Here is a 6,097-nt window from a genome sequence, read left to right as displayed (position 1 = left end):
GGCCGCACCGAAGGCGCCAACACGAAGGTCAAACTCATCAAACGGCAGCTCTACGGCCGAGCCGGACACCGCCTCCTACGCCAGCTCATCCTGCTCAACTGACGCCTACGAAATTCTTGGAAGAGCCAAGAACCAAGACACTCCCGCCTGGCGCGACGCGGACACCATTGCGGATGGGGCTCTGCGGGAGCGCGTGCTGCGCGCCTTGCTCTGACCCGCAAGCCACAACAGGGCTTGCCCGCAATGCACGTTGGGTCGGCTTGGGCACGGATCACAACACCACCCATTACTGAACGCCACTGAGCCAACACTCATCGTCAGTGTCGAGGGCTAGCCTCCCAACCTCGAAGCACAGGCGGTTGGAGATCTTGATGACAGTGGCGGGCGAAAGCGTCCAGCGAGGGACCAAGGCGGCGCTTCATGAAGGATTTCGTGCTCATCGTGGAGGGCACCCACCCGGGGCCCGTTTTGGGCTGAACGTGCCGACGATCACCCGTGGTTGCGTCGGCGCAGAACACTGCCCGGCTTCCGCATGAATCGGGGCACTGCTCGTCTCCCGTTGGTCAGCCGGCGGAAGACGAGCAGTGGTTGATGGACGTGGCCCCAGGCCCATGGTCATCACCAAGGGCCTGGGGTCAGACCCCTATGTCTGCGAGCGGGTCAAGAGAGGCAGCTCATATGGATGCTACGAACTCGACGGGAGTGGCGTGTACGCGATCGACTGGAAATGAGCGGTGAAGGGCTCCTTTGACCAGTCGGTCGTTCGGTTCACTCCTGTGTCGGAACTCTCCCAGTCATCGGCATTCCCGATTGAGGCTCGGAAGACGAAGGGGGAACCGTCCTTCGAGAACCCTTCCGGCGTGGGGACCGTGCGCTTGACGACGTCGTCGACGATCCATTGCAGGTGAGTGGGTGTCCATGCGACCGAGTAGGTGTGGAAACCGGCGCTTGCTTCGAACCCCAGGGGAATTCTGTCCTTCGGATCCTCAATCGCTCCATCGACGTGGTAGTTCATCCATATTGCGCTGTCGTTTGTCCCCCCGTGCTCGAAGGCGATTTCGGAATGCTTGTCACCATCGGTGATCACGTGAAATGCAGTGAGAACGCCGGACATGGGTTGGGGCGCCTTCATTTTGACGTCGATCCGTCCGAAACGGCCAAGGGGCTGCTTGGACGAGACAGCCGCCCCAGAGTGTTGCATGAGTAGCAGTTTGAGTTCGCCACCACCGGCCTGGACGCTGTCTGGTTCCCAGATGGGCTTGAGGTGGGTCATGTCGGTGGCGAATTCATCGATCCACTTCGAGTCTGTCTCATCGACTGCCGTGTCAGGGTTGGTGTTCGCCGGACTTGTGGACTCGGACATGGCGGTTCCCTTCTGTTCTTCGACCCTTCAACACCGCTGGGCGCACGATCTTGAGGCGCACCTGATAGGTCCGGGCCGTGCGGGCCACGGCCTCGGCTCCGAACTATGGCGAGGCCCGAACTGGCCTACCTGGCCTACCGGGCCTACCTGGCCTACCGGGGGCGGCATTATCGGATGATCTTGGACGAGGGGAACCCTAGGCGCTGCGGGCGACGCAAGGCGGCCTGGCGCGTGAGATTGTCCGAACATCGCCCCTGAGAAGGGTGCGGGGACCCGCCGGGCACGCCCGAGAGGAGTCGATTCAAGGCGCCGCCCGTGCCCTCCTGGCCGCCGAGGACGCCTTGCTCCGCGAGGGCGGCCCGCAGCCCAGCTACTCCCGTGTCAGCGGCCCAGCCGCCGGCACCGTCGAGGCTCACCTCGCCGGTGCGGACTTGCTCGGCAAGGTGACGGGAGAACTTGAGGACGACTATTCCGTCCTCGCGGCAGTGGATCCCGCCGGAGGTAACCACTGCCGCGCCCCGGACAACCGGCTCAGGCTGGATCCCCCAGGGCTGCGATGAGGAGGCGGGACAGACGCTGGAACTCCTCGGCGTTGGTCTTGCCGAACCTGTTCAGGGCCGGGGCCAGGTCCGCCTCGATCCGGGCGAAGGTTTCGTCCAGCACCTCGTGACCCTTGGCTGTGAGGTGGTTGTCGACCACTCGGCCACGGGCCGGTGAACGCTCCACCAGCCCCTCCTCCTGCAGGGAGCGCAGGATGCGGCTGAACGCCTGTGGCGTGTGGACTGCGGCGCGCGCGAGCTCGGAGGCGGAGGCTCCGGGCGTGCGCTTCAGCTCCCGCAGCACTCTCCAGGCCTCACAGGCCGTCGGCGCAGCCTCGGCCGGGGGACACATGGGCAGGGACGAGGCCCTGAACGCCGAGGCGAAGGCCGCCGAGGAGACCGCCGTCGAGGAGACCGCCGTCGAGGAGACCGCCGTCGAGGAGAGCGCCGTCGAGGCAGCCGTGACGGCTGGCTGGATGGAGCCGGGCCGTGAGTACCTCACGCAGTCGTCGGCCGACGGGGAGTACACGATCTCCCTTGCGGACGTCATGCACCTGGAGCACTGACGCACCACCCGGTATCGGACGGCTCACATCCCGCCATCGCCGGGCCGTCCCGAATGACTGTGTGAAACGGGGGAACCCGGCCGACAGCGACACAGACCTCGCCGATGGGTCGAGGCGTATCGCTCCCCCTGGCAGGAGTAGGTAAATGCTCGCATTCGCAGCAGCTGTGCTCTTCGTCGTCGCCTTCATCATTCACGTCACCGAGACGTCGACCGAGGCGGTCTTCAGCCCGACCAGTCTCATGCTCGTCGGGCTTGCCCTTCTTGCCCTGCATTCGGGCGGTCTGGGGACCGGGTGGGCCGCCCGGGGTCGTGGACGCCGGCGTTGAGTGTGCTCCCTCGGCTGGCGTCGCGGCGCCGCAGGGTGCCCCAGGGGCGCCGCTCGGGCCCGTCGGTGTGCGGGGTGTCGTCGGTGTGCTGGGTGTCCGCGTCCCCGGGTGACTCGCCGGCAAGGTCGTCGTAGAAGGCGCGGGCCTGCACGAAGAGGTCGCGCAGATCCTCCGTCTCCCCCGTCTCCCCCGTCCCGGGCTGGTCTTTGTCGGTGCGGTGGACGGCCGCGTGCAGCCGGCGGTAGCTCTCGACGTGCCGCGGGTGGTGCACCGACAGCGCGGCGAGCTGCTCCTCGTACGGGTGGGCCGGGAAGCCGCGCTCCTGGGCTAGCCCGCCGAGGATGCCGTCGGCATGGGCGGCCGCCTTGGCGGGTTCATCCACGAACTCCTCCTGGGCGTAGGACCATTCGGCCGCGTACTGCTGGTACGCCTCCATCGTCAGCAGCTGGATCTTGAGCCCGCCGTAGCGGTGGATACGGCCGTCGAGGTCCTTCTCGGCCGCTTCGGTGTCACCGTCGTACCGGGCCACGGTCCGCTCGTACTCCGGGCCGAAGCGACGGCGCAGTCCGCTCGCGCCCCCGCCCGCGAGGAACTTCGTGAGGAACTTCGAGAGGAACTTGGCGGCGAGCAGTCCGGCGATGAGGACCACCACCACGAGCAGGGCGACGAGGAAGCCGATGGACATGGCATGCCTTCCGGTGGCTGGACCCGCACTTCGGGCTGTGCACGGCCGGGTAGCCGCGGCCGTCGACGCCAAACGGAACGGTCCGGCGGAGGTCTCATACGGCATCCGCATGACCGCTGGACGAGGGCGCTCGGCCTGTGTTTGAGGTGCATCAGGCGGGCTACCCGAGGGAAGCGTCCGACGGTCGGCCGGGACGAAGGCACCGGAGAGTTGAGTTCACAGCTCCCGGTGCCGCCCGTTGAGACCGTCGTTCCGGCCCCGCGCACCGGAGGCTGTTGCCGACCTCGTGGGACGGTCACCGTGGCACGGCCGCGTGCAGGCGCCGCAGCGCACCGCGCAGCTCGCGTTGCATCTGCTCCGGGAGCGCCTCGTCCTCGGCGGTGGCGACCAGGGCGGCCGCCACGGTCCGGAGTTTGACGTTGCAGTGCTGCGAGAGGTCCACCAGCAGGTCCCAGGCCCGCTGACTGGAACACGGAGCGAGCACCATCACCATGCCGCATGCCTGGTCGATCACGGTGCGGCTGGCCAGAGCCCGGTTCAACTGGTCGTTCTTGGCGCGCAGTTCGACGACCTCGGCTGCCAACGAATCCACTTCCTCCGCTTCAGATGCGGCCGGGGGCATGCGACGGGCCTCGGGAACCGTGGTCGCCTGATACATGGAGCGCCCTTCATCACGCGGATGGGCAGATGGACGGATGGGCAGAACGGCCAGGCAGAACGGATAGGCGGATACGGGAAGATGCGGGCGCAGGCCGTCAGCGGCGGGCAAGTTGCCGTTCGCCGGCGGAGCCGGGCTGGTAAGAGAGGCCATAGTGCTGGAAGATCGCTGCCTCTTGTTCGGCGGGCAGAACGTCGTCCGTACCGATCGAAGGAGCCTGGCGCACCAGGGATTTGGTGTACCGGACCTTCAGCCGGTCCGGTCCGGCGACGGCTTCGTCGAGGGGCACGAAGAGCAGCCGGTGCCGGGTCGGCAGTCCGGTCCGCACGGTGGCCATGGCGGGCTCGTCGGTGGTGGTGTCCACGTAGACCGCTTCGAGTACGCCGATCTTGTGCCCCTCGGTGTCCACGACGGCGCGGTCGCGCCACTCGCGGATGTCAGCGGTGCGGATCATGTTCTGCCCCTTTCAGGAGGCTCGCCCGATGCTCGGCTGTGCGGGTCATCGCGCTGTGTTGCGTGCAGTCGCCTTAGCACCCTGCGCAGTGCGAGGTGCAGTTGGCGGGGCAGCTCCACCCCGTCCGAGGTGGCAACGAAGGCCGCGGCGACCTCGCGGAGCTTGAGGTCGCACTGGCGTGAGACATCCACCAGCAGGCTCCTGGCCTCCGCGCGGGAACACGGCGTCAGGGCCATCACCATGCCGCGCGCCTGGTCGATCACCACATGGCCGGCCAGCGCCCTGCGCAGCGTGTCGTTCTCCGTGCGGAGTATGACGAGGGCCGGCGTGAGGGCCGCGTCTCCCCAGAGTGCCTCGGCCTTCGAGGCCCGTTGCTCCTCCTCGGTCCTGACCGTTTCGTCCATGACACTCACCTAGTGATGGTGTTGGCGGTCGCGGCGGTCTTGGCGCAGCCAACGTCCGCGGCGCTGGTGCCGGTAACGGCGCGCCCAGCGGTCCTCACGGTCCCGGGAGTCCCGGTACTCGCCGTACTCCCCACGCTTTCCGTACTCCCCGTACGCGGAATCGTCACCGCGTCGCGGGCGCCGGTCCGGTCCTCGTCGGGCGTAGTGGAAGTACCCGAAGACCAGCACGGCCCCGGCAACCCACCACAGGGAGTTCACAAAGCCCAGACCGAACAGGGCTACGGCAACGATGGCGAGCAAGAGCATCACGGCGGGGCCTCCCCGGCGCGAAGGGACCTCCTGCGCAAGCTGACTCACGAGCTTGGGGGAGGTTGGTCGCTGCCGGGGGCTGGGGCTTCACCCAACAGCGTAGTACTGGCAGGAGGTTGTAGATAGCTTCCGAGGTCACAGCGCAGGGGCCGGCGTAGATGGCCGCTTGTCTCCTGTCCAAGGACAACGCCGGCGGCTAGTGTCCGCCGTGCCGCCCCGGCCCCTGGCAGCGTCGAGCAGCCATCGCGCTCCCCGGAGGGCGCCACGCATCGGCCCCGGAACCTCGCCGCGTCACGCGCGTGCCACCTTGCCGTCGTCACGCGGCCCGGCCCCGTCTCCATGCCCCCGTACGGGCAATGAGCCGCCGCCCGTCCCGTCGCACAGGCCCGACAGCAGGCGATGCCCATGTACGCGCTGGTCCTCCTCGTCCCCTTCGTCCTACTCGGCACGGTGATGGGCCTGTCCTGGTGGGAGGACCGGATGCTGCCTCCCATCGCAACGGCTCCCACCCCGGCGGCCCCTATCGCAACGGCTCCCACCGCGGCGGCCCCTATGGCAACGGCTCCCACCGCGGCGGCCGGCTCAACGAACCGGCAGGGTGAAGCGCAGGATGCGTCCCCAGGTGGAGGCGTACTGCCGCCACAGCGGGCCGGTGACGTAGGGAATGTCGTACTTCTCGCAGAGTTCTCGCACCCGGGGCGCGATCTGGGCGTAGCGGTTGCTGGGCAGGTCGGGGAAGGCATGGTGCTCGATCTGGTGGCCGAGGTTGCCGCTGAGGATGTGGAAGAGCC

General features: G+C 67.7%; 9 protein-coding genes and 1 pseudogene. 1 reads left to right on the top strand and 9 read right to left on the bottom strand.

All coding sequences use genetic code 11. From position 1 onward, the window contains the following. Positions 1–685: 685 nt before the first annotated feature. From ACFQVC_RS42315 to ACFQVC_RS42305, 3 genes and pseudogenes are all read right to left on the bottom strand, one after another. Complete coding sequence (locus ACFQVC_RS42315) at positions 686–1,363, bottom strand: glycoside hydrolase family 16 protein (protein ID WP_381842079.1); 678 nt, start codon at positions 1,361–1,363, stop codon at positions 686–688. A gap of 531 nt (positions 1,364–1,894) precedes the next feature. Continuing rightward, positions 1,895–2,089 carry a hypothetical protein gene (locus ACFQVC_RS42310; RefSeq protein WP_381842088.1) on the bottom strand — a complete coding sequence of 65 codons (195 nt, stop codon included), beginning with the start codon at positions 2,087–2,089 and terminating at the stop codon, positions 1,895–1,897. Positions 2,090–2,125: 36 nt separating this feature from the next. Beyond that, positions 2,126–2,206: pseudogene (locus ACFQVC_RS42305) on the bottom strand (hypothetical protein); the annotation flags it as partial. On the opposite strand from ACFQVC_RS42305, the gene ACFQVC_RS42300 reads away from it, so the two are divergent. After that, positions 2,184–2,468, top strand: coding sequence for a hypothetical protein (locus tag ACFQVC_RS42300; protein WP_381842085.1), 285 nt, complete (start codon positions 2,184–2,186; stop codon positions 2,466–2,468). The pseudogene ACFQVC_RS42305 and the gene ACFQVC_RS42300 sit on opposite strands and share 23 nt — an antisense overlap. Positions 2,469–2,707: 239 nt before the next feature. Here ACFQVC_RS42300 and ACFQVC_RS42295 read toward each other — a convergent pair whose 3' ends face one another. The 6 genes from ACFQVC_RS42295 to ACFQVC_RS42270 all read right to left on the bottom strand — a co-directional run. Next, positions 2,708–3,481, bottom strand: a complete 774-nt coding sequence (locus ACFQVC_RS42295) for a hypothetical protein (RefSeq protein ID WP_381842076.1) — start codon at positions 3,479–3,481, stop codon at positions 2,708–2,710. A 295-nt stretch (positions 3,482–3,776) separates the two neighbouring features. Next, a complete protein-coding gene (locus ACFQVC_RS42290; protein WP_381842074.1) occupies positions 3,777–4,073 on the bottom strand; it encodes an ANTAR domain-containing protein in 297 nt (98 codons plus the stop codon). A gap of 163 nt (positions 4,074–4,236) precedes the next feature. Beyond that, positions 4,237–4,593 carry a PRC-barrel domain-containing protein gene (locus tag ACFQVC_RS42285; RefSeq protein ID WP_381842071.1) on the bottom strand — a complete coding sequence of 119 codons (357 nt, stop codon included), beginning with the start codon at positions 4,591–4,593 and terminating at the stop codon, positions 4,237–4,239. Beyond that, a complete protein-coding gene (locus tag ACFQVC_RS42280) occupies positions 4,590–4,997 on the bottom strand; it encodes an ANTAR domain-containing protein (protein ID WP_381842068.1) in 408 nt (135 codons plus the stop codon). Before ACFQVC_RS42280 ends, ACFQVC_RS42285 begins: the two co-directional genes overlap by 4 nt. Positions 4,998–5,006: 9 nt before the next feature. Next, positions 5,007–5,303 carry a hypothetical protein gene (locus ACFQVC_RS42275; protein WP_381842082.1) on the bottom strand — a complete coding sequence of 99 codons (297 nt, stop codon included), beginning with the start codon at positions 5,301–5,303 and terminating at the stop codon, positions 5,007–5,009. 585 nt (positions 5,304–5,888) lie between these two features. After that, positions 5,889–6,097 (bottom strand): fatty acid desaturase family protein (locus ACFQVC_RS42270; protein ID WP_381842065.1); only part of this gene is annotated, 209 nt, incomplete at its 5' end.

This window comes from Streptomyces monticola (genome assembly GCF_042665355.1).
In the GTDB taxonomy this organism is placed as follows: Bacteria; Actinomycetota; Actinomycetes; order Streptomycetales; family Streptomycetaceae; genus Streptomyces; species Streptomyces monticola.
Note: the sequence above shows the minus strand (reverse complement) of the source record. Positions and strands in the feature narration are given on the sequence as shown.

Excerpts from the sequence above, each read along its gene's own strand:
- ACFQVC_RS42315 (WP_381842079.1), bottom strand. The coding sequence starts at position 1,363 with ATGTCCGAGTCCACAAGTCCGGCGAACACCAACCCTGACACGGCAGTC.
- ACFQVC_RS42295 (WP_381842076.1), bottom strand. The coding sequence starts at position 3,481 with ATGTCCATCGGCTTCCTCGTCGCCCTGCTCGTGGTGGTGGTCCTCATC.
- ACFQVC_RS42285 (WP_381842071.1), bottom strand. The coding sequence starts at position 4,593 with ATGATCCGCACCGCTGACATCCGCGAGTGGCGCGACCGCGCCGTCGTG.
- ACFQVC_RS42280 (WP_381842068.1), bottom strand. The coding sequence starts at position 4,997 with ATGGACGAAACGGTCAGGACCGAGGAGGAGCAACGGGCCTCGAAGGCC.
- ACFQVC_RS42275 (WP_381842082.1), bottom strand. The coding sequence starts at position 5,303 with ATGCTCTTGCTCGCCATCGTTGCCGTAGCCCTGTTCGGTCTGGGCTTT.